The 21,063-nt window shown below is 59.9% G+C and carries 14 protein-coding genes; 5 read left to right on the top strand and 9 right to left on the bottom strand.

Annotated elements, in window-relative coordinates; translation table 11 throughout:
- Positions 1-174: 174 nt before the first annotated feature.
- From NPX02_RS00645 to NPX02_RS00610, 8 genes are all read right to left on the bottom strand, one after another.
- The gene (locus tag NPX02_RS00645; RefSeq protein WP_260291177.1) at positions 175-1,428 is read right to left on the bottom strand and encodes a hypothetical protein; all 1,254 of its coding nucleotides are present in this window, start codon (positions 1,426-1,428) and stop codon (positions 175-177) included.
- Between the two features lie 121 nt (positions 1,429-1,549).
- Positions 1,550-2,344, bottom strand: coding sequence for an outer membrane lipoprotein-sorting protein (locus NPX02_RS00640; RefSeq protein WP_260291176.1), 795 nt, complete (start codon positions 2,342-2,344; stop codon positions 1,550-1,552).
- Positions 2,334-4,661, bottom strand: a complete 2,328-nt coding sequence (locus NPX02_RS00635; protein WP_260291175.1) for an efflux RND transporter permease subunit — start codon at positions 4,659-4,661, stop codon at positions 2,334-2,336. Before NPX02_RS00635 ends, NPX02_RS00640 begins: the two co-directional genes overlap by 11 nt.
- Before the next feature lie 109 nt (positions 4,662-4,770).
- Complete coding sequence (locus tag NPX02_RS00630) at positions 4,771-5,505, bottom strand: TetR/AcrR family transcriptional regulator (RefSeq protein WP_260291174.1); 735 nt, start codon at positions 5,503-5,505, stop codon at positions 4,771-4,773.
- A gap of 98 nt (positions 5,506-5,603) precedes the next feature.
- Positions 5,604-6,797, bottom strand: a complete 1,194-nt coding sequence (locus NPX02_RS00625; protein WP_260291173.1) for an MFS transporter — start codon at positions 6,795-6,797, stop codon at positions 5,604-5,606.
- Between the two features lie 48 nt (positions 6,798-6,845).
- Positions 6,846-8,426: a SpoVR family protein gene (locus tag NPX02_RS00620; protein WP_260291172.1), complete on the bottom strand. Its 1,581-nt coding sequence runs from the start codon at positions 8,424-8,426 to the stop codon at positions 6,846-6,848.
- Positions 8,427-8,496: 70 nt separating this feature from the next.
- The gene (locus NPX02_RS00615) at positions 8,497-9,762 is read right to left on the bottom strand and encodes a YeaH/YhbH family protein (RefSeq protein WP_260291171.1); all 1,266 of its coding nucleotides are present in this window, start codon (positions 9,760-9,762) and stop codon (positions 8,497-8,499) included.
- A gap of 56 nt (positions 9,763-9,818) precedes the next feature.
- Complete coding sequence (locus NPX02_RS00610) at positions 9,819-11,741, bottom strand: PrkA family serine protein kinase (protein ID WP_260291170.1); 1,923 nt, start codon at positions 11,739-11,741, stop codon at positions 9,819-9,821.
- A gap of 336 nt (positions 11,742-12,077) precedes the next feature.
- Here NPX02_RS00610 and mazG point away from each other — a divergent pair, with 336 nt between their 5' ends.
- The 4 genes from mazG to NPX02_RS00590 all read left to right on the top strand — a co-directional run bounded on the left by mazG (position 12,078) and on the right by NPX02_RS00590 (position 17,636).
- Positions 12,078-12,875: a nucleoside triphosphate pyrophosphohydrolase gene (mazG, locus tag NPX02_RS00605; RefSeq protein ID WP_260291169.1), complete on the top strand. Its 798-nt coding sequence runs from the start codon at positions 12,078-12,080 to the stop codon at positions 12,873-12,875.
- On the top strand, positions 12,872-14,443 hold the full coding sequence (locus NPX02_RS00600) for a M48 family metalloprotease (protein ID WP_260291168.1): 1,572 nt from the start codon (positions 12,872-12,874) through the stop codon (positions 14,441-14,443). The genes mazG and NPX02_RS00600 overlap by 4 nt, the downstream gene beginning before the upstream one ends.
- 138 nt (positions 14,444-14,581) lie before the next feature.
- A complete protein-coding gene (locus NPX02_RS00595) occupies positions 14,582-15,457 on the top strand; it encodes a DUF4743 domain-containing protein (protein WP_260291167.1) in 876 nt (291 codons plus the stop codon).
- An 88-nt stretch (positions 15,458-15,545) separates the two neighbouring features.
- Complete coding sequence (locus NPX02_RS00590) at positions 15,546-17,636, top strand: carboxy terminal-processing peptidase (RefSeq protein WP_260291166.1); 2,091 nt, start codon at positions 15,546-15,548, stop codon at positions 17,634-17,636.
- Between the two features lie 346 nt (positions 17,637-17,982).
- Here NPX02_RS00590 and NPX02_RS00585 read toward each other — a convergent pair whose 3' ends face one another.
- Complete coding sequence (locus tag NPX02_RS00585) at positions 17,983-18,885, bottom strand: serine hydrolase (RefSeq protein WP_260291432.1); 903 nt, start codon at positions 18,883-18,885, stop codon at positions 17,983-17,985.
- A gap of 548 nt (positions 18,886-19,433) precedes the next feature.
- Between NPX02_RS00585 and gshA the strand changes: the two genes are divergently transcribed.
- Complete coding sequence (gene gshA / locus NPX02_RS00580; RefSeq protein ID WP_260291165.1) at positions 19,434-21,008, top strand: glutamate--cysteine ligase; 1,575 nt, start codon at positions 19,434-19,436, stop codon at positions 21,006-21,008.
- Positions 21,009-21,063: the final 55 nt, after the last annotated feature.

Raw genomic sequence — 21,063 nt, 5'->3', positions numbered from 1 at the left:
ACAAAATCGGCGGGATTTCCGCGAGTAGGCCGGGGTTTTCCCGGGCTCCCCCGCGATGTAGGATGCCGGTGAGCTTGCGAACCGCATCATTCCAGGTCTGGCTTGATGCGGTTCGTGCCTCACCGGCATCCTACCCTGGGTTTTGCGGCTTGTAGCCTGTTCCGCGGTGGGAAATCAGAAATAGCGTTCCAGGGTAAGCTGAAGGTGATCGTCGCGGCGCAGCGCCGAGATCGGGTCATTGGCCTCGTCACCGGAGAACAGTCGCAGGTCGAGACTGGCCTTCCAGCCGCTGCCGAGGCGACGGCTGGCTTCCACCTGCAGACTGTGGCTGTGGTAATCCAGGTCATAGCCGATACCGGCCAGCAGCTCGCTGCCGTCGGCATCATTGAGGACGAGGCGGGTACCGAAAAAGAGGTCGTTCTGCACCTGGGCGGTGGCGTCGCGGCCGCGTTCGTCCCAGCCGTACTCCAGCAGCAGGCCGAGATCGGTGTCACTTTCGGCGATGCCGTACAGGGTGTACTCGAAGCCACCCTGCAGCGCCCAGAAAGGGTCGTCCTGGCCGTCGCGCCAGCGCAGTTCCAGTTTCCACAGCCAGTCATCCAGGGTGGCTTGCAGGTCCATGCCAAACTGGTTGATCTGCTCATAATAGGGGGTCAGGACCGGGTTGCCGCCGGTATCGGTGCCGGCGCGCAGCAGCGGCTCCCGGTTGGTGCCGCGGAACCAGTGCAGGCCGATATCATAGTCCCCCAGGGTGCGGCTCCAGCGCGCCGCCAGGTCCAGATGGCTGTCGCCGGCCGCGGACTCGTAGGCCGCCTGGTCAGTGTCCACCACCAGGCCGCTACGCAGGCGCCCGTCGGCCCCGGGGAAGGTGCGTTCGCGGAATCCGGGTAGGGCGAACAGATCCAGGATGCCCCACGACCGCGCCAGGGAGAGATGGACCATGGGCTGCCCCAGCTTGTCCTCGCCATCGACATCCTCGACCCCGTCCGTCTGGTTGATGGTGTCCACCAGGTGCTGAAACTCGGCGACGCCCCAGAACACCTTGCTGATGCCGCTGTGCACCTCCCAGCCCTCGCCGACATGGCTCCAGGTCAGCTGGCGGATGTCACCGTGGCGACGTTCCCGGTCGTGCTGGTCCCAGCGCAGGTAGGGGATGAATTTCACGTAGTCCGCCTCATCGTTCCAGCTGTAGAAAAACTGTGGCTCGATGAATCCGGAGAGATTGGCTGTGTCGTACTGTCCGGCGAACTGCGGCGACTGGGGGAACAGGCGCAACTCGATACCCGCCTTGCCGCTGGTCTCCAGCCGGTTATCCGCGGCACCGACGGCCGGGAACAGCAGCAGGGCGAGGGTAAGGGCTCGCGCAAAAATAAGTTTCGGTATTCGGTCGCAACTGGACCCCGCTGGCGGCGTTACGCTTTTTGGCAAGGGAACGGCCATTGCCGGCAAAGCGTGCCTTGCCAGCGTGACCCAGTTACGCCCTCGGTACTGCGAAATTATTCTTGTGCGAGCCCTAAGCCAGTGCCTTGCTCCGGGATGACGCCCCATGTCAGCGGGCACGTTTCAGGCTGTTCTTGTTGAAATCGGCGTCGCTCAGGCCGTTGCCGAAGCGGTAGTTCGTCCAGCGCAGTTCGGTGCTCTTGCCGGTCTGGTGATTGACCACATCCATGCGGTCGGGTCTCCAGTATTTGCCAAGATATTGCCGGTAGCCGGAGTAATCGAGGGTCTTCAGCAGACTATTCTTTCTATCGTAGAACTCGATGCGTTGAACCCGGTACTCCGCCTTGTCGTTCCACACCACGCGGCGCGTGTAGCCGGAGTTTTTATCCACCGGGTACTGTTCCACCACGAAGCAGTCCACACCGCTGATCTGCTCGTCCCGGAGGTATTTGTAGTTGTACTTCTCGATCTCGAAGGAGCTGAGGTCCTCGTAGGCAAACTCGGAGCCCATGAAGGGGCCGGACTTGTTGCGTGAGGAGATGCGCTTGACCCGTTTCAGGGCCGGCAGGTAGAGCCACTGGTCATCCGCGCCCAGGGCGTGGGAGAAGCTGAGGAACGCCGTCCCGTTGACGTCCAGGGGCTTGTCGAAGACGGTCAGGCTCTTGTCGCCGTCGTTGGCCTGTTCCAGCGACTGCATGCGGATCTCCCGCAGGCTCTCCTCGCCTTGCTGGTTGCGCAGGATCATCTGCATGTCCGCCTCCATGTCGCCCCAGCCGCTATCGCGGGCGATACTCTCGGCGGCGATGGCGCGGCCTTTCTGTTCCGCGGTCTCGGCATGCAGCAGCGGTTGTACGGCGAGCAGCGCCAGTGCCAGGAAAATTCCCGGGATCATTCTAAGCGGCATTCTTTGCCTCCTCATGCTCTATTGCTCCTTTGGTGGTGAGAGGATGGGTGTCGAGTTTCATCAGCAGCGGCGGCAGGAACAGAAAGTCGATGGCCAGTGCGATCAGGATGGTCAGGGCCGTCAGTAGTCCCATGTCGGCGTTGAGCTTGAAGGTGGACTGGGCCAGCACCATGAAGCCGCACACCAGCACCAGGGTGGTGATCCACAGCGCCCGGCCGACGCTGCTGAAGGCGTAGCGTACCGCTTCATGGGGATTGGCGTTGCGTTCGCGGCGTGCGCGCAGGTACTTGCTGAGGAAATGCACCGTGTCGTCCACCACGATGCCGAGGGTCATGCCGGCCACCACCGACAGTGCCAGGCCCACCTGTCCGTCGATAAAATACCAGGCACCGAAGCCGACCGCCGCCGGTGTCAGGTTGGGCAGCAGGCTGATCAGTCCGAACCGGACCGAGCGCAGGGCGATACCCAGCAGCAGCGAGATCAATACCAGCGCCACGGTGACGCCCAGCAGCATGCTCTGGATATTGCGCTGACCGATATGGGCGAACATCAGGGACGGGCTGGCGATGTCCACGCGGTATTCGGGGAGGTTGAGTTCGAGCCAGTGACGGATCCGTTGCTCCAACTCGATCTGCCCGTTGCTGGTAAGGTTTTCGAAGGTGGCGACCAGTCGGGTGGAGGATTTATCCACGTTGAGCTGATTATTGAGGTCCAGACCGTAGGGCAGGGACATCTCGTACAGCAGCAGGTACTGGGCTGCCAGTTGCCGACTGTCGGGGAGGCGATACCAGGTCGGATCATCACCGTGCATGTTGCGGTTCAGCCGTTTCAGGGTGTCACTCAGGGTATTGACATGATCCGTCTCCGGTTGCGCGCGCAACCAGCTGCTCAACTGTTCCAGCTTGCGCAAGAAGGCGGGGTTGTTGATACCGCCGGACTCGCCGCTGTCGATGGAGATCTCCATGGTGGTCATGCCGGAGATGTTCTCCTGCATGAAGTCGGTGGCCTGGCGGAACGGCACTGAGGTGTCGAAATACTTTACGAAGTCGTCGTTGAGCTGGTTCTGCGGCAGGAACAGCATGACGGAGAGCATGACCAGGGAGGTGGCTGGCAGCAGCCAGCGACGGCCGCGCACCACGAAGTCGGCAAAGTGCAGCATCCGGTCGCCGCGGGCGCGGTGGGGTTTCACCTTCAGGGGCAGCAGCGCCAGCAGCGCCGGAAACAGGGTGACGGAAAAGACGAACGCGAGCATCACCCCCAACGCGACCAGATTGCCCAGATCCCGGAACGGCGGGGAGTCGGAGAAGTTCATGCTCAGGAAACCGATGGCGGTGGTGATGCTGGTGAGGAAGATCGGCTGATAGTTGATACGCAGGCTGTCGAGAATGGCCTGGCGTTTCTCCACCCCCTGGCGCATTTCGTGGAACAGGGTGGTGAGTATATGGATGCAGTCGGCCACCGCCAGGGTCAGGATCATGGTCGGCGCGCTGGCGGAGGGTCCGGTCAGGTAGAAGCCGGTCCAGCCGGCAATCCCCATGGTGACGGCGATGCTGAAGAGGATGACCAGTACCGTGGAGAGGGTACCGGTTATAGTACGCAGCAACAGGCCGATGGTCAGTATCACGATCAGGAACATTACCGGCACCAGGGTGGCGCTGTCGTTCAGGGAGGCCTCGGCAAAGCTGTTGTTCATCATCACCAGGCCGGAGAGATGGACCGTCAGGTCCGGATTCAGCGCAACGAACTGGTCGCGCAGTTCGTGGACCTTCGCGGCAACCTCCGGTACCTCCTGTACCGGGTATATTCCGGGCAGCTGTACCGTGGTGTTGACCACGGTCACGTGCGCCCGGGGCGAGATCAGCTTGTTTCGCAGCAACGGTTCATTGACGGCGATCTCGCGCACCCGTTCCAGCGCGGCCGCATCCATTGCCCGGGGCTCCAGGGCCAGGTCCTCGACGATCAGTTCGTCGCCGTCGGCATAGCTGTACTGGTAGTTGGTGATGGAGTCGACCCGGGTGGAGTAAGGAATCTGCCAGGAGTCCTCGGTGAGCTTCCTGATCGCCTCCAGCCGCCGGGCGGTAAATACCCGGCCATCCTTCGGGGCGATGACGAAGGCCACGTTGTCGCTTTTGCTGTAGATCCTCTGGATCGCCTCGTAGGCGTTCAGCTGCGGATTGTCCTGGCCGAAAAACACCCGGTAGTCACTCTTGAACACCAGGTGCTGGGCGCCGGGTACCGCCAGGGCGACCAGCAGGAGGGTGGCCACGATAACCCGTACCGGATGCTTCAGGATGAATTGTGTCAACTTCTGGTGCATATGCGCTTTCTCCTTGAATGTGCACCTGAATGCGGCGGTCACGCCTGTGCGGTTTGGGTTGATCCGGGAGCCGCTACTCGGCCCTGGTGGCTTGCCGGGACAATTGGCTTCACGGCGTGTCGATCAGCGTCGATTCTCCGGGAAATATCTCCGCCCCGATCCGTTTCAGGGTCTGGTCATAGTGCCAGTCGGAGCTCATGGGTCGCCACTGCATGCCGTCCAGCAGCAGGTTGACGTGGTTGAACAGTTCGGTTCCGGCATCCAGGTCTTCCCGTGCGCTGCATTGGTCCTGGCTGTTGATCAGCAGGGAGATGACACCGAAACTCCCCGCCCAGTTGGTGAACACGATCTGCCGGCGATCCAGGTGCGGGGCGGGCGTCAGCTCTCCCGCGGCAATGGCCTCGTCCACCAGTTCGAGCATGGGACCCATCAGCCGTCCCTCCAGTTCGTGGTGCGCGGCGAGTCGGCGCTCCGAGGTGCGCTCGATCAGGTTGGCGGTCTTGGCCGAGATCACCAGCATGAACTGGGTGGGGTCGAGCAGGGCGTGCAACAGATAGGCGTAGTGCACCGCCAGCAGCCGCTCCCGGGTACTCCCCTGGAATCCGATGGCTCGGGTGAACAGTTCCACCAGGGTCTCCATGCTGGCATTGCAGATGCTGGTGAGCAGATCCTCGCGGCTGCGGAAGTGGTTGTAGACCGTGCCCTTGGAGTAGGGGACCCGGGCGGCCACCTTGTCCATGGTCAGCCCGGAAGTACCCTCCTGCTCCATGATGCCCAGGGCGGTCTCGATCAGTTCCCGCTCGCGTGCCTGCAGTTGTTCCGATTTGACCGTTCTTGGGCCCATGAAAAAACCTGGTATCTGCTGGTAAGTTGACGATTCGTCACTGACGAATCGTCAATTCTAGTCAAAGAAACAGATCTGTCAATCGATCGGACGTCGGATCAGCGTTCCGCCACCAGGCGGGAGAAGCGGTGTTCGCAGCCGATCTCCGGGGTATCCGGGATCAGCAGCGAGAGCAGCAGCGAGACCAGGGCCATGGCCGCCCCGGCATAGAATACCAGCGCCGGCGAGGCCAGCCAGAGCAGGCCAAAGCTGGCCGGAATTGCCACCGCCGCGATATGGTTGATGGAGAAGCTGACCCCGGCGGTGGCGGCGATATCCTGGGGGGCGGCGATCTTCTGGAAATAGGTCTTGAGGGCGATGGCCATGGCGAAGAACAGGTGATCCAGGACATAGAGCCCGGCCGCCAGTCCGGCCTGCTCGACTAGGGCGTAGCCGCTAAACACCAGGATCAGTCCGGTATATTCGATCAGCAGGGCATTGCGCTCCCCGATCCGTCCCACCAGCCGGCCGATGCGCCGGGCGAACAGCACGTTCAGCGAGGCGTTGAGCAGGAACAGCAGGGCGATATCGCTGACCGAGTAGCCGAATTTCTCCACCATCAGAAAGCCGGCGAATACCACGAAGATCTGGCGCCGGGCGCCGGACATGAAGGTGAGGGCGTAGAAGAGCCAGTAACGGCGCCGCAGTACCATGTGCTTGTGCTGCTCGGTGTGCTGCGGAAAGCGTGGAAAGGCCCGCCAGGCGATGAGGCCGATGGCCACCGTGATGCCACCGGTCAGCAGGTAGAGCCAGCGGTAGTCGAGTTGCAACAGGTCGTTGCCCAGCCAGATCAGGCCGAAGGTGAGGATGGCGGCAAAAGAGCCGGTGGCGATCAGCCGTCCCAGGGCCTCGGCGGAGGCCTGTTTGTCCAGCCACTGCAGGGCCAGCGAGGTCTGCAGGGTCTCGTAATAGTGGAAGCCGATCGACATCACGATGGTGGTGAGGTAGAGGCCGATCACCGAGGGGAAGAAGCCGGTCAGGGCGGTGCCGATGCCAAGCAGCAGCAGGGAGATAAAGGCCAGGGTCTGCTCGCGGAACAGCAGCAACAGGAAGATGACGCCGAAGGCGAGAAAGCCGGGAATTTCGCGCAGGCTCTGCAGTATGCCCATCTCCTTGCCAGTGAAGGCCGCCATCTCGATGGCGAAGTTGTTCAGCAGTGCCTGCCAGGCGGCAAAACTGATGGGCACAGCGGCGGCCATCAGCATCAGCAGGATGTCGGGGCGTTGCCAAGGGCGGGTGATCGTGGTGTTCATGGGCAGATTGTCGCCCATTCCGGATTGGCGTGCTACGGCAGAATGGCGTTAATTGATGGTCAGTTCCTCGCTGACCGGTTTGGGACAGCGGTGGGTGATCTCGGTGCCGCCATCCTCCTCGACCGTTTCGATCTCCACTTTGAAGCCCCATAGCCGGTGCAGGTGCTTGATTACCTCTTCGGTGGTGTCCGAGAGTGGTCGGTTCTTATCCTGATAATACCTGAGTGTCAGGGTCCGGTCCCCCTGATGATCCACATTGAACACCTGAAGATTGGGCTCCCGATGGCTCAGATTGTACTGGGCGCTCAGTTTTTCCCGTACCGCCCGATAGCCCACTTCATCGTGAATGGCCGAGATGCCCAGGGTCTCCTCGCGGTCGTCATCCAGCACCGAGAAGAGACGGAACTCGCGGATCAGCCGCGGTGACAGGTATTGGCCGATAAAGCTCTCGTCCTTGAAATTGCGCATGGCGAAGTCGAGGGTCTCCCGCCAGTTCGTATGGGCGATGTCCGGGAACCACTGCAGATCCTCTTCCGTCGGGTCCTCGCAGATGCGCCGGATATCCATCATCATCTTGAACCCCAGGGCGTAGGGGTTGATACCGGAATAGTAGGGGCTGTCGAAATCCGGCTGGGAGATGACATTGGTATGGGTGTGCATGAATTCCAGCATGGCTGAATCGTTGATCAGCCCTTCGTCATACATGTGGTTCAAGATGGTGTAGTGCCAGAAGCAGGCCCAGCCCTCGTTCATCACCTGGGTCTGTCGTTGCGGATAGAAATACTGGGCGATCTTGCGCACGACGCGTATGATCTCGCGCTGCCACGGTTTCAGCAGAGGTGCGTTTTTCTCCAGGAAGTAGAGAATGTTTTCCTGCGGCTCGGGTGGAATCCGCTTGGTTTGATTCTCCTTCTTTTCCGGCTCATTGATGTTCAGCTGACGCCATAACTCATTCACATGGTGCTGCAGTATCAGTTCCCGGTCCGACTGAACCCGGGGCTCATCCTCCAGGGTCTCGCCGGCGCGGCGCTTGTAGCGGTCGACACCGAAATTCATCAGCGCGTGGCAGGAATCGAGAATCTCCTCCACCTCCTGGATGCCATACTTCTCCTCGCATTCGGCGACATAGTTCTTGGCGAATATCAGATAATCGATGATCGCCTCGGCATCGGTCCAGATCTTGAACAGGTAGTTGCCCTTGAAAAAGCTGTTATGGCCATAGGCGGCGTGGGCGATCACCAACGCCTGCATGGTCATGGTGTTCTCCTCCATCAGGTAGGCGATGCAGGGATTGGAGTTGATGACGATCTCGTAGGCCAGATTCATCTGGCCCCGTTTATAGTTCTTTTCCGTAATGACGAACTGTTTGCCGAAACTCCAGTGGTTATAGCCGATCGGCATGCCCACCGAGGCGTAGGCATCCATCATCTGTTCGCTGGAGATCAGTTCCAGTTGCACCGGGTAGCAGTCCAGGTGGTAGACCTCCTTGGCGATGCGTTCGATCTCCTGGTTGTACTCCTCGATCAGATCGAAGGTCCAGTCCGACTCGGTGGATAAGACCCGTCGCCCGGGAGGGGTATCGGTCCGCCTATTGCCATCGGCGCCCGGTTTGCCGCTGGGGGTGTTCATGCGGCACCTCCCTGTGCCGCACCCTGACGGGCGGCCTGCGGCCGTGAAAATTGCCTGTCCTGCCAATTTTTCATGCCTCTTGCCTTTTAAAGAGTTCATGGAAGACCGGATAGATCTCGCCGGTATCCCGGATCTGTTTCATGGAGAAGGTTTCGAACAGCGCGCCGACCTTCTCGTACTCTCTCCATAAACCCTGATGCTCCTGATTGTGTATCTCCACATAGGCGTAGTACTGCAGATAAGGCATGATCGAGTCGATCATGAGATCGCGACAGGTGGCGCTGTCATCTTCCCAGTTGTCGCCATCACTGGCCTGGGCGGCGTAGATGTTCCAGTCCTCGGTGGGGTAGCGGTCACGGACGATATCACGCATCAGCTTCAGGGCGCTGGAGACGATGGTGCCGCCGGTTTCCCGCGAGTAGAAGAACTCCTCTTCGTCCACCTCCTTGGCCGAGGTGTGATGACGGATGAACACCACATCGGTCCTTTCATAGCTGCGGCTGAGAAACAGATAGAGCAGGATGAAAAACCGCTTGGCGATATCCTTGGTGGCCTGGCTCATGGAGCCAGAGACGTCCATGATGCAGAACATGACCGCTTGGGTGATCGGCTTGGGCTGCGGAATGAACTGATTGAATTTCAGGTCGTAGGTATCGATAAAGGGGATGGTTTCGATGCGGGCGCGCAGCAGTGCCAGCTCTTCCCGCAGGCTCTTGATCTTCTCTTCGTTGTGCGGCTTCCTTTCAAGCTCCTGTTCCAGCAGTTGCTCCAGCTCCCGGCAGCGTTTGCTGTAGGGCGAGGCAATGGCGATTTTACGCCCCTTGGCGCGGCGCATGGTGCGCAGCAGATTCAGGTTTGATGCGACACCCGTGTTGGAGAACCCGGCCCTGACCAGCGTCTTGGCGGACTGCGCCACCACCTTGGTCTTCACCAGGTTGGGCAGTGCCAGCTCTTCAAACAGCAGGTCGAGATACTCGTCCTTGGAGATCTCGAAACCGAAATCATCCTCGCCTTCACCGGAGTTGGATGCCTGGCTACCGCCTCCGCCCTGGCCCGATTGTTCCGGGCGCTTGACCCGGTCGCCCTGGCTGAACTGCTTGTTGCCCGGGTGCACATGCTCGTGAATGCCGCCGCGACCGTGATGGATGATCGGTTCCTTGACGTCCCGGGCGGGAATATTGATCTTTTCACCGGACTGGGTGTCGGTGATGGATCTTTTATTGATGGCATCCGATACGGATTTTTTTATCTGCTGTTTGTACCGGCGCATCAGACGCTGACGGTTTACGGCACTTTTGTTGCGCCCGTCAAGTCTTCGGTCAATGATCATGGCCATAGATTACTTCCTTACACTGAAATATTATCGGCTGTTCGCTTGCGCCACCTCGCTGGTTAGTTCGATTTACGTACCCGCAGGTACCACTCGGAGAGCAGGCGGACCTGCTTGCGTGTGTAACCCTTGGTTATCATTCGGTTGATGAAGTCCTCATGTTTCTGCTGATCCTCGGTAGAGGCCTTGGCATTGAAACTGATCACCGGCAACAGCTCTTCGGTGTTGGAGAACATCTTCTTTTCGATCACCGTGCGCAGCTTCTCATAGCTGGTCCAGTTCGGGTTCTTGCCGTTGTTGTTGGCCCGGGCCCGCAGTACGAAATTGACGATCTCGTTGCGGAAATCCTTTGGATTGGAGATGCCGGCCGGTTTCTCGATCTTCTCCAGCTCATCATTGAGGGCGGCCCGATTGAGGAACTCGCCGGTATCCGGGTCGCGGAACTCCTGATCCTGCAACCAGTAATCCACATAGGTGACATAACGGTCGAAGATGTTCTGGCCATACTCGGAATAGCTCTCCAGGTAGGAGGTCTGGATCTCCTTGCCGATGAACTTGATGTACTCGGGTACCAGATGTCCCTTGATGTACTCCAGGTACTTCTCCTGCAACTCCGGCGGAAACTGCTCCTGCATGATCTGCTGCTCCAGCACGTAGAGCAGATGTACCGGGTTGGCGGCGATCTCGGTATTGTCGAAGTTGAATACCTTGGAGAGTATCTTGTAGGAGAAGCGGGTACTGAGGCCGCTCATGCCCTCGTTGACACCGGCGTAGTCTTTGTACTCCATCTGGCTTTTCGCCTTCGGATCGGTATCCTTCAGATTCTCGCCATCGTAGACCCGCATCTTGCTCCAGATGTTTGAGTTCTCCGGCTCCTTCAGTCGGGTCAGGACCGCGAACTGGGCCATCATCTTCAGGGTGTCCGGTGCGCAGGGGGCATCGGCCAGGCTGGAGTTGGCAATCAGTTTTTTATAGATTTCGATCTCTTCGGTGACCCGCAGGCAGTAGGGCACCTTGACGATATTCACCCGGTCGAGAAATGCCTCATTATTCTTGTTATTTTTGAAGCTCTGCCATTCGGATTCATTGGAGTGGGCGAGGATGATACCTTCGAACGGGATCGCGGAAATCCCTTCGGTGCCCTTGTAATTGCCCTCCTGGGTGGCGGTGAGCAGCGGATGCAGCACCTTGATCGGCGCCTTGAACATCTCGACAAACTCGAGCAGACCCTGGTTGGCCTGGCAGAGCCCGCCCGAGAAGCTGTAGCAGTCCGGATCGTCCTGCGAGAACTCATCTAGCTTTCTGATATCCACCTTGCCGGTCAGGCTGGAGATATCCTGGTTGTTTTCATCGCCCGGTTCGGTTTTCGCGATACCGGTCTGGCTGAGCCGGCTCGGCCACAGCTTGACCACCTTGAACTTGGAGATGTCGCCGCCATATTCGCGCAGGCGCTTGACCGCCCAGGGACTGGGGATATGGTCCAGGTATCTGCGCGGGACGCCATAGCGTTCGAGGATCAGTTCGCCATCCTCCTCGGGGTCGAATAGGCCCAGTGGACTCTCGTTTACCGGAGAACCTTTTAAGGCATAAAAGGGAACTTTCTCCATCAGGTATTTGAGTTGCTCGGCAAGGGACGACTTGCCACCACCCACTGGGCCTAACAGGTACAGGATCTGTTTTTTCTCTTCCAGACCCTGGGCTGCGTGACGTAGGAAGGAGACCACCGACTCGATGGCATCTTCCATACCGTAAAATCCGTTGAAGCTGGGGTAGGTCTTGATTACCTTATTTGAGAAAATGCGGCTGAGGCGCGGGTGTTTGCTGGTGTCGACCAGAACCGGGTCGCCGATTGCGATAAGCAGCCGTTCCGCCGCGGAGGCGTATACCGATTTATCCTCTCTGCAGAGATCGAGATAGGTTTCAAGTGGTATTTCGGATTCCTGGACGGCCTCGTAGCGGCCCTGATAATGGTCAAATATGGTCATGGAGTCGTCCCTCCTGATAGTGTTATACGGCACCGCCATCCGCATTTACCGCAGTATGGTGTCAGTAGTCTCCTCGCCCAGATTGTCCGCTGCCTGATTTCCTTTTGCGCAGTCAGCGCAACCTTGTTGTTAGTATTATCCGATTTGTTTTCGGTACTACCTTACACACGAAGCTTAGTTTATGTTTGTTTGGTCTGCCGCGAATGTTTGTAAAAAAAACGTGGGTTTTATATAAAGACCGCTGCTTGACGGGATAAGTTTCAAGCGCAATGAATGGCCTGGAAACGGGCTGTTTTCCATCCGTTCCGCCATCCGTGGCGATTATCCGGAAAAGAGATGAGCATACAGCGACTGGTAGCGATCATGGCGCAACTGCGTGACCCCCGAGGCGGCTGCCCGTGGGATAGGGAGCAGACCCTGGAGACTATAGTTCCCTATACCATCGAGGAGGCGTACGAGGTGGCCGACAGCATCACCAGGGGTGATATGGGAGAGCTGTGCGGGGAGCTGGGGGATCTGCTGTTCCAGGTGGTTTTTTATGCCCGGATCGCCAGTGAGCGGGGGCAGTTCGACTTCGATGATGTGGTCCGCGGCATTTGCGAAAAAATGGTCCGGCGGCACCCCCATGTGTTTGCCGATGCCCGGGTGGCGGATGCCGAGGAGCAGAGTGTCGCCTGGGAACAACTGAAGGCCGAGGAGCGGCGCAAAGGTGCCGCGGAAGGGCGTATCGGTCACCTGGCGGGCGTGGCCCAGGCCCTGCCGGCCCTGCTACGCGCGAGCAAATTGCAGAAGCGGGCGGCCAAGGTCGGTTTTGACTGGCCGGACCGGGCAGGTGTGCTGGCCAAGGTGCGGGAGGAGCTGGCGGAACTGGAGGCCGAACTCAACCAGGCCGGGGCGGCGCAGGCGCGGGTCGCGGAGGAGATGGGCGACCTGTTGTTCAGCTGTGTCAACCTGTCGCGGCATCTCGGTTTCGATGCCGAGAGCCTGCTGCGGGCGACCAACGATAAATTTGAGGCACGTTTCAACGTCATGGAGGCTATCCTGCAAGAGCAGGGAACGCCACTGGCGGCGGCGGACTTGGCGGTCATGGATGCGGCCTGGGACGAGGCCAAACGGAAGGAGGGCGAAACATGAACGGACGATTGGAACTCGTTAAAATCGTATCGCGGGGCGTGTGGGGCGCGCTGCTGCTGGCCGGTCTCGCCGGCTGTGCCACCAATCCCGTCACCGGCAAGAGTGAGCTCTCCCTGGTCTCGGAACGGACCGAACTGGAGATCGGCCGCGAGCAGTATGCGCCGAGTCGGCAGATGCAGGGCGGTGATTACAAGCTGGAACCGGAGGTGACCCGCTATGTGCAACAGGTGGGGCAGCGCCTGGGAGCCGTCAGCGATCGCAAGCTCCCCTACGAATTCGCGGTGCTGAACGACTCCACTCCCAATGCTTGGGCCCTGCCGGGGGGCAAGATCGCGGTCAACCGCGGGCTGCTGCTGGAGCTGAACAATGAGGCGGAGCTGGCCTCCGTGCTGGGGCATGAGATCGTGCATGCGGCGGCGCGGCATGGCGCCAAGGGCATTGAGCGCGGGGTGGTGCTGCAGGGCGTGCTGCTGGCGGCCGGGGTTGCCACCCGCGACAGCGATTATTCGCAGCTGGCGGTGGGGGGGGCGGCGATCGGGGCCAACCTGCTCAACCAGAGCTATTCCCGGGATGCCGAGCTGGAGGCCGATTATTACGGCATGAGCTATATGGCCCGGGCGGGTTACGATCCGCTGGCCGCGGTCGGGCTTCAGGAGACCTTTGTCCGCCTCTCCAAGGATCGCAAGGAGAACTGGCTGAGCGGGCTGTTCGCCAGCCATCCCCCCTCCGCCGAACGGGTGGAGAAGAACCGCCAGCGGGCGCGGGAACTCGGTAACGGCGGGGAGCTGGGGACGGAGCGTTATCGGCGGATAGTCGATGTGCTGAAAAAAACCGCCCCGGCCTACGACGCCTACGACAAGGGAGTGGCGGCGCTGAGCAAAAAGCAGCCTGACAGGGCGCTGGAACTGGCCGGCCAGGCGATTGCCCTGGAGCCGCGCGAGGCGCTGTTTTACGGACTCAGGGGCGATGCCCTGGAGCAGCGGAAGGCCTATCCGAAGGCATTGGCCGCCTATGACAAGGCGGTCGCCCTGGATGATGGTTTCTTCCGTCACTTCCTGAGACGGGGCGCACTCAGGGCCGAGTTGGGTGACAGATCCGGCGCCCGCCAGGATCTCAATCGCAGCCTGGAACTGCTGCCGACGGCGGATGCCCATTACCTGCTCGGTGGACTGGCGCTGCGGGGAGGGGATCGCCCGGCGGCCATCGCCCATTTTCAGCATGCCTCGGGGGCTTCGACCGCGACCGGCAAGGCGGCGTCCAGTGCGCTGGTCCGGCTGGACCTGCCGGCCAATCCGCAACGCTATCTGAGGAGCCGGCTGGGGATCGACAGGTCGGGCGTGGTGGTGATCCAGCTGCAAAATCCGACCCCTGTCGCGACCCGGGATATTCGCATACAGTTGGGCGAGCGGGGGAGCGGCGGCGGGGTAGCCGTGCGTGGGGAATACCGGCTCCCGGGGACGCTGGGCGCCGGAAAAACGGCGGCGCTGCGCACCGATATCCGGCTGACCGACGGCGGCCAGCTCAACCGCTGGGAGAGTCGCATCGTCGGTGCGGTTGTTGTGGAGTGATTACCAGACCTGTATCCGGCTTGTTGGTAAGCTGCGAGCCAGTTTGCCGGCATGAAAAGCCGGCCTGTTTAGTGCTCCGTGAACGTGATAATTACTGAACTCGCAATTATCACGTTGACGGAGCACTGGAGTATGCGTATGGGTTTTATGCATCATGTGGCCGCCTGCAACGACCATGACGCAAGCGGCTTTATCCCCTTTGCGATAGAGAACCAACCGGTAGGGCGGGTACGGCCCGCGTTTGCCGGGTTGCTGCAATCCTGGCCGGAAATTTTTTCCACCACCGGGCAGGCTGTCGCCCTCCACTGCCGGGGTGGCGGGCTGCAGGAACGCTCCGCCCTGGTGGCCGGGGTCCTCGAACAACTGATCGCCCAGGGCGCGTTGGGTCAATTTCATGGCGAGCGCTACGCGGCCGTGGCGGAGGGTAGAGGGGAGCCGTTGCTGCTGATCGATCGCGCCATGGCACCCTGTTTCGGCATCCGCGCCTACGGCCAGCATGTCAACGGATTCGTGCGCACCGGGGCGGGACTGAAGATGTGGATCGGCCGCCGCGCCGACGACCGCAGGCACGCCCCCGGCCGGCTGGACAATCTGGCGGCGGGGGGACTGCCTTATGGCCTCTCGCTGGCCGAGAACCTGGCCAAGGAGTGCTGGGAAGAGGCGGGGATCCCCGCGCAGCTGGCCCGGCAGGCGACGTCGGTGGGGACGGTAACCTACCATATGGATACGGCAACGGGCTTCAAGCCCGATACCCTGTTCTGTTATGACCTTGAATTGCCCGAGGAATTTGTCCCTCACTGCATGGACGGCGAGGTGCAGTCATTCTATCTCTGGCCGGTCGAACAGGTGATGGAGCTGGTAAGGCACAGCAGTGAGTTCAAGCTGAACTGCAATCTGGTGATAATCGATTTCCTCATTCGCCACGGCTATATCGGTCCCGAAGATGAGGAGTACCTGGCGCTGCTCGGGGCACTGCATCCCTCAATGCCGCCACTTCCCCGCCACTTCTTATAACGTCGTGTTACACTGCATTAAAGATGTGATGAAACCTAATGGACAGAACCGGGGTCCAACGGGTGATTAGCGAATGTGACCTAACTCTATGAAAATCAGATATCTACTGCTTTCGGCATTGCTCCTGCTCCTGGGCTTGCTGCCCGTCCTGGCAAGTGTCCGGGAAGTACCGCTGGACGAGCTGCAGCCGAATCGCTCGCAGCGACAATCCACACTGATCATCCTTAAGGTGATCAACGAATATCATTACAAGAAGCAGCACCTCAACGACGAGATGTCCCGGGCGATCATGAATCGCTATCTGGAGGTGCTGGACCCGAACAAGAGTTTCTTCACCCAGAGCGATATAGAGCGCTTCAACGTGGTCAGCGATCAGCTGGATGACGATCTGAAGGATGCCCGGCTCGATTCCGCTTTCAATATCTTCCGGGTCTATCGTCAGCGGGTCGACGAACGGGTCGGATACGCCCTGAAGCTGCTGGAGAGGGATTACGATTTCACCATCAACGAAAACTATCGATTCGATCGCGAGGAGTCGCCGTGGACCGCCGATGCCGCGGAACTGAATGAGCTTTGGCGCATGAAGGTGAAGAGCGATATCCTCAACCTGAAACTGAAGGATAAACCGCTGGATGAGATCAGGAGTACCCTGGAAAAACGTTATACCGGCATACAGCGCCGTACCCGGCAGATGGATGCGGATGACGTGTTCCAGGTCTTCATCAACTCCTACACCCTGAGCCTGGAGCCCCATACCTCTTATATGTCGCCGCGGGTGTCGGAGAATTTTGATATCAGCATGCGGCTTTCCCTGGAAGGGATCGGCGCCGTGCTGAGTAATGAGAACGAATATACGGTGGTGCAACGTACCGTCGCCGGCGGCCCGGCAGCGCTGAGTGGACAGGTCAGTGCGGGTGACCGGATCGTCGGGGTCGGGCAGGGTGCCGACGGGGAGATAGAGGACGTGATCGGCTGGCGACTGCAGGATGTGGTCGATCTTATCCGCGGCGCCAAGGGCACCACCGTGCAATTACAGCTGTTACCCGAGGACGAAGGGTCCGCGGGCCGCACCAAACAGGTGACGCTGGTGCGCAATCAGATCAAGCTGGAGGATCAGGCGGCCAAGAAGTTCATTATCCCGGACCTGGGCAACACGGGAAACCTGCGCATTGGGGTGATTGATATCCCCGCCTTCTACCGGGATTTCCAGGGCTACTCCCAGGGGCAAGAGGATTTCACCAGCACCACCCGCGATGTACGCCGGTTGATCGACGAACTGGAAGCGGAAGGGGTGGACGGTATTGTCATCGACTTGCGTGGCAATGGCGGTGGTTCCCTGGTTGAAGCCACCGAGTTGACCGGGCTGTTTATCCCGTCCGGCCCAGTGGTGCAGGTGAAGAATGCCACCGGCGATCTGGATATCGAGCGCGATCCCGATCCGAGTCTGGTCTATGCCGGACCGTTGGCGGTCCTGGTCGACCGGCACAGTGCTTCCGCCTCGGAGATCTTCGCCGGGGCGATTCAGGATTATCACCGGGGGATTATCATCGGCGAGCCCACCTTTGGTAAGGGAACGGTGCAGACCCTGGTCGATCTCGGACGGTTTGTCCGCTACGGCGACAAAAACCTGGGCCGTCTGCGCCTCACCATGGCGCAGTTTTTCCGGGTGAACGGCGGCAGCACCCAGTTCAAGGGCGTTGTCCCGGATATTGTTTATCCTTCCGCGGTGCAGTCTGATGACCAGGGTGAGCGGAGCCTGGAGAATGCACTCCCCTGGGCCAAAATTGCGGCGGTGAACTATCAGGTGGAAGGTCTGGACCAGTTGGAGCGCTATCGCCAGATGCATCAGTTACGGATCAAGGAGGATCCCGGCTTTATCTACCTCTCGCAGGTCGAAGCGATGTTGAAGGAGATCAAGGCCCAGGAGACGGTGTCGCTGCTGGAAAAGGATCGGGAGATCGAGTGGAACCAGAGGGAACAACGCCGCAAGGCGGAGAAGAACCGTTTCCTGACGGCCATCGGTCTCGATCCGGAACCCGATGATGTGGATGCGGAGGCCGAGCGTGCCGATCCGGCGGCTGATCGGGACGATCCGGTCGCCCGCATCATGCTTAACGAGGCGGCGCATATCCTGGCCGATTATATCGGTGGGCAGACCCGGGCGGCCATGGTCAACTAAGGGCTCGCGCAAAAATAAGTTTCGGTAGTAACTACTCACGGGGTAAGGATGTAGGGTGGATAAGCCGGTAGGCGCATGCCATCCTCAGGTCCGTAAACGGTACATCCATGTACCACTCCTCACCAATGCTCACGGGATGATTGGCCTGCCTTGCCGGCCTCACACGATGGCTTGCCTCCTCGAATCCGGCCCCTTTTTCAGCGCCTGCCCAAACTCGCTTCGCTCAAACAAGGGCAGGCTTGAATCTGAAAAAGGGGCCGGATTCGAGGCGCCATCAAGATCGGCCAACAAGGCAGGCCAATCACCTACCGACCGGGTGAGTAGTTACCTTGCGCGAGCCCTAAGTCTATCCCGAAACACCCCGTTCGATCCATTTCCTGACCCTGTTGGCATCGCCGAACGGGGTCAGCTTGCCGAATGAATTGAGCAGCACAAAGATCAGTTCACGTCCGTTGACCCTGGCCAGCATTACCAGACAGCGTCCCGCCTCATTGATATAACCGGTCTTGCTGAGGGAGATCTCCCAGGCTTGGTTCTTCAGCAGGCGATTGGTATTGCCATAGGTCAGCGGCCCAAGCCGGGGATAGGGACGGACATCCAGCTTTAGGCGGGTGGTGGCTTGCACGATTTCCGGATATTTGCTGGCCGCCCTGACCATTTTCACTAGGTCCTCGGGGCTGGCGACATTACCCGCATCCAGTCCGGCGGCATCGGTGAACCGGCTACCTCTCATTCCCAGTTGCCTGGCCTTTGCATTCATCGCCTGGATAAACCGCCCGGTGCCGCCGGGATAGGTCCGCGCCAGGGCGCTGGCGGCCCGGTTCTCTGAAGCCATCAGTGCCAGATCGAGCAGACGGCCGCGACTCAGGGTGGCGCCATAGCGAAGCCTTGAACCGGTCAACCGGATCAGGTCCCGGTCCTGCTTGGTGATACGGATCTTCTCCTCAAGGGGCAGTTGGGCATCGAGTATGACCATGACCGTCATCAGCTTGGTGATGGAACCGATCGGCAGCGGGGTCTGGCTCTGTTTGCTGTAGATTCTGTTGCCACTGCCGTCCACGATCAGCGCGGAGGCGGAGCGCAGTTTCAGCTTCTTGTGGTCCAGTCCGTTCCAGGCTTCGCTGCCGGCTGGGGAGAGGGTGGCGGATGTTTGGCCTGGCGCCCCGGGTTGCGGCTTGATTCGCCCGGGATGCTCCTCCCCTGCCTGCAACTGACTGAAGGCCAGAAGCAGGGCGAAAAAAATGGACATCTTCAAAGTTGGATTATCCTGGCTATTGATTTTCGCTTATCTTTGCCCAACCTGAGGCTAAGGGTTCGCGCAAGAATAAGTTCCGGTATTCGGTCGCCACTGCACCCCGCCGCCGGCGTTACGCTTTTTGGCAAGGGAGCGGCCATTGCCTGCAAAGCGTGCCTTGCCGGCGTGGTCCAGTGACGCCCTCGGTACTACGAAATTATTCTTGCGCGAGCCCTGAACACATAACACCCAGGGGGTGTCCTGCGGCAGTGGCGGTCACGTATCGGACAGAAGGCCGCCCCGCCGGTTAGGGCCTGGAAAGAAATAACTGCTATGTATTGCGCCGGATTTTCGTTTGCCTTCAAGGCACGGCAAGGCGCGCATAGCCGCTCTATGTAAGCCTTGCCGTAACGCCGAAGGCGGACGAAAAGACCAGCGAGACGTAGTAGTTATTTATTGACAGGCCCTTATAATGCCAGCAGCCGCCCTGCCAGACAATCCAGCGTCGTTTCCGGTGCCGGTGGGACGAACAACCAGAACAGACCATACCTGGGACCAAGCGATTGTATCAATCAGTAGAAAACCGTATCCGCCAGTTGCCGGATGATATTGGACGCTATCTCGCCAGCGGTGGGGCGGTAGGTCTTGAGAAGGAGAGCCTGCGGGTCTCGGAGGACGGCGGCATCTCGCAGCGGCCGCACCCGCCGGCACTGGGCTCGGCACTCACCCATCCCTACATCACCACCGACTACTCCGAGGCCCTTGCCGAGCTGATAACGCCGCCCTTCGTGCGTTCCGGGCAGGCGCTGGATTTTCTTCGCGACACCCAGAAATTCGTCTACGATCACCTGGATAACGAGTACCTGTGGGCCACCAGCATGCCCTGCGTGCTGGATGGCGGGGATAATATCCCCCTGGCCTATTACGGCACCTCCAATGCCGGGATCATGAAGAATGTCTATCGTCGCGGCCTCGGTCATCGCTACGGCCGCACCATGCAGGTGATCGCCGGGGTGCATTTCAACTTCTCCTTCGACGAGGCCTTCTGGCCCCTGTACCGGGAGTTCCGGCGGAGCCGGCTGACGCAGCGGGAGTTCTCCGATGCCGCCTACCTGGGGTTGATCCGCAACCTGCAGCGCTTCGGCTGGCTGATTCCCTACCTGTTCGGCGCCTCGCCGGCGGTGTGCAAATCCTTCCTGGGCGACAAACCGACCGATTTGCTCGAGTTCGATCGCCATACCTATTACGAACCCTACGCCACCTCGTTGCGCATGGGGGACATCGGCTACACCAACAGCAAGGAGAAGGGCGTCGGCATCAAGGCCAACTACAACAGCCTGGAGAGTTATATCCGCAGTCTGACCCATGCCATCGAGACGCCCTGCCCCATGTGGGAGGAGATCGGCGTGGAGGTGAATGGCCGCTACGAGCAACTGAATGCCAACATTTTGCAGATCGAAAACGAGTACTACTCCACGGTGCGACCCAAACAGGTCCTGGAGGGGCTGGAGAAGCCCACCCTGGCGCTGCGTCGCCGCGGGGTCCGCTACATCGAGCTGCGCTCCCTGGATGTCAACGCCTTCGACCCGCTGGGGGTGAGCGAGGAGCAGTTGCATTTCCTGCGTGCCTTCATGGTGTTCTGCCTGTTGCTTGAGAGTCCGCCGATCAATGTCCAGGAGCGCCGGGAGATCGATCAGAACATTGGCGGCGCCGCTCACCGGGGGCGTGATCCGTTGCTCTACCTGTCGCGTCTGGGGCGGGATATCCGGCTGAACGACTGGGCCGGGGAGCTGTTGCAGGCGATGGAGCCGGTATGCGAACTGCTGGATAAATGGGACGCGGACCAACCCTACCGTCAGGCGCTTCTGCAGCAGCAGGCATGCGTTGCGGAGCCGGATCGCACACCCTCCGCGCGGATGCTGCAGGAGATGCGCGAACAGGGCGAGGGGTTTTTTCACTTTGCCCGGCGTAAATCACTGCAGCACCGGGACTATTTCAACGGTTTTATTCCGGATGCGGAGCGGTATCGGATGTTTCGGCAGGAAACCGAGGCATCATTGATTCGCCAGCAGGAGATGGAACAGCAGGACAAGGGCGATTTTGCCCGGTTCCTGGCGGACTATTTCGCCCAGCGTTAGATCGAGTATTCCGGGCAACGACTGCAGCGATGCCAAGAGTGTCGGGGAAAGCAGG

The organism is Sedimenticola hydrogenitrophicus, assembly GCF_025175675.1.
Taxonomy (GTDB): Bacteria; Pseudomonadota; Gammaproteobacteria; order Chromatiales; family Chromatiaceae; genus Sedimenticola; species Sedimenticola hydrogenitrophicus.
This window is presented reverse-complemented; position numbering and strand designations above follow the sequence as displayed.